Annotated in this window: 1 protein-coding gene and 1 pseudogene; both read right to left on the reverse strand. The window is 70.7% G+C overall.

Features of this window, described 5'->3' with window-relative positions:
* The coding region (locus AB0E96_RS40540) for a putative Ig domain-containing protein (RefSeq protein WP_359831792.1) at positions 1–1152 on the reverse strand (1152 nt) is incomplete at its 3' end.
* Positions 1153–1357: 205 nt separating this feature from the next.
* Positions 1358–2199 (reverse strand): annotated as a pseudogene (locus tag AB0E96_RS40545) (hypothetical protein); the annotation flags it as partial.

Raw genomic sequence — 2199 nt, forward strand, 5'->3', positions numbered from 1 at the left:
CGTGGCCGTGCCCGTCTCGAAGCCCGCGTTGCCCAGCAGCTGCGCCGGGGTGCAGCCACCGCCACCCGTGGACACCGTCCAGGTGAAGCTGGTGGAGGCGGACTTGCCCGCGGCGTCCGTCACCGTGACGGTCACGTTGGCGCTGCCCGCGGCGGAGACGGTGCCGGCGATGACGCCGGTCGAGGAGTCGATCGACAGCCCGGCGGGCAGGCCGGTCGCGCTGTACGACAGCGGGGCGGTGCCGCCGGAGGCGTTGATCTGGAGGTTCACCGCACCGCCGACGGCGGTGGACTGGTTGCCCGGGTTGGTGACCGAGACGGCGTCGCTGCCGGCCGGCTTGGTGAGCAGGCAGCCGGACACGTTGAGGTCGATGGCCCGGGTGGAGGGGTTCAGGCAGGTGGTGAACCAGTACGTCTCCTCACCGTAACTCTGGCCCTTGTAGGCCTTGGTGGTGCCGTCGGCGGCCACCTCGCACGGGTTGTTGAGGGTACACATGGCGCCGTCGTCGTTGCCGGTGTTGTTGATGCCGACGATCCGCCCGCTGGCGGAGTCGATGATCGGCGAGCCGGAGGTGCCGTGGGTGGTGTTGCAGCCGGAGCTGTAGCGCAGCGAGTCGTGCCAGGTCCACTCGTCCTCGCGCAGGGTCGGCACGAAGCCGTTGACGGAGCAGTTCCAGACCTGCTTCCAGTACGACGAGGGTATGTACATCGACGCGCCGTCGGTCGGGTGCGCGTCGTTGATCGTCAGCGCGGTGGCGCCGTACTTGGAGGTGATCGACCCGTAGGTGTCGGTGAGTTGGTAGAGCGCGACGTCGGTGCCGGTCATCGTCGCGTAGAGCAGCTTGTCGGCCTGGACGGTGCCCAGGCTGTTGCCCGCGCCGTCGAGCAGGGTGCCGCTGCGGCTGGCGGTGGTGTTCTGGATGACCTGGCCGGCCGGCGGCATGGTCGGCAGGCAGTGCCCGTTGGTGAGCATCAGCGCGCGGTCGCCCGCCACCGAGGTGGGGTAACGGACCAGCGAGGCCGAGCAGTTGCTCAGGGCGATGGTGGAGGTCAGGTCGGCCGCCTGGACGGCGTGCGCGGGGGCGGCGGCGAAGGCCAGCCCGCCCGCGACGACGGCACTCGTACCGGCCACCGCGACAAGTCTCTTGAACATGGCTCTCCTTGTGGGGGATCGCGGGGTGTACGACTGGTCGCCGACGCCCGCGCCGCACGAAAGTGCCATGGCCACTTCAACAGGTCAACCGTTCGGGACGAACTCGCCACTGTTCGGAACGGGCCGTGCCATCCGACGGCAACGACCCGTCCCGGTATGCCCGTTACGGACCGGGGCGCGCCCGGCGGAGATCCGCGGGGCACCCCTACGGCTGCGGGAAGGCGTTCGGGTCCACGTCGCTGGTCTTGGCGTTGCCGTCGGCCACCGGCTGGAGGGTGATCTCCCAGGAGGTCGCCGTCCGGCCGGTCTCGAACGGGAAGGTGTCCTCGAACTTGGTGAAGTGACAGTTCTGGGTGAAGGCCTTGGCGTCCTGGTCCCAGTCCGCGCCCCCGGAGACGTAGACCTCGTACGTGCCGTCCTCCACGCCGTCGACGGAGGCGTGCTGCCCCTTGCCGACGAAGACCGAGTGCACCGCCTTGCCGTTCAGCGCGAGCGACACCACGGCGTCCGTCCTCCCCCCGTTCTCGACCTTGAACAGCCCCTCGCCGCGCAGCTTCCCCTTGCGGACCATGGTGCCGTTGTCCAGCGAGCGGGACTGCTGCGGGGGCAGCTGCGGGGCCGCGAAGGTGGTCGAGTAGCCGGCCGTCGTCATCTTGGCCAGGGCCGCCGACACCGCCACCAGCCCCTCGGAGGCGCCCAGTTCGGCCTCGGCCGAGCTCAGCGCGCAGACCTCGTGGGACTTGATGCCGCTGCGGACCTTGCCCGCGTCGGTCGCGAGCGAGGTCATCGCCGCCACCAGCTCGGTCTGCGCCGTGCCGACCGCCGGCGGCTCGTCCGCCTTGGCCAGGGACTTCGCGGCGCCCTGCGCGCTGGTGGCGATGCCGCCCAGCACGGTGTCCAGGTCGGCCAGGCTCTTGGCGCCGGCCACCTGGGCGAGCGCGGTGGTCACCGGGCCGAGCGCGTCCAGCTCCCGGCACTTGGCGAGGAACCGGTGACGGGTGATCTGGCCGGGGTGGAAGGTGACCCACAGCGCGAGTGCGTCGAGGT

The sequence above is a fragment of the Kitasatospora sp. NPDC036755 genome (genome assembly GCF_040636595.1).
GTDB lineage: Bacteria > Actinomycetota > Actinomycetes > Streptomycetales > Streptomycetaceae > Kitasatospora.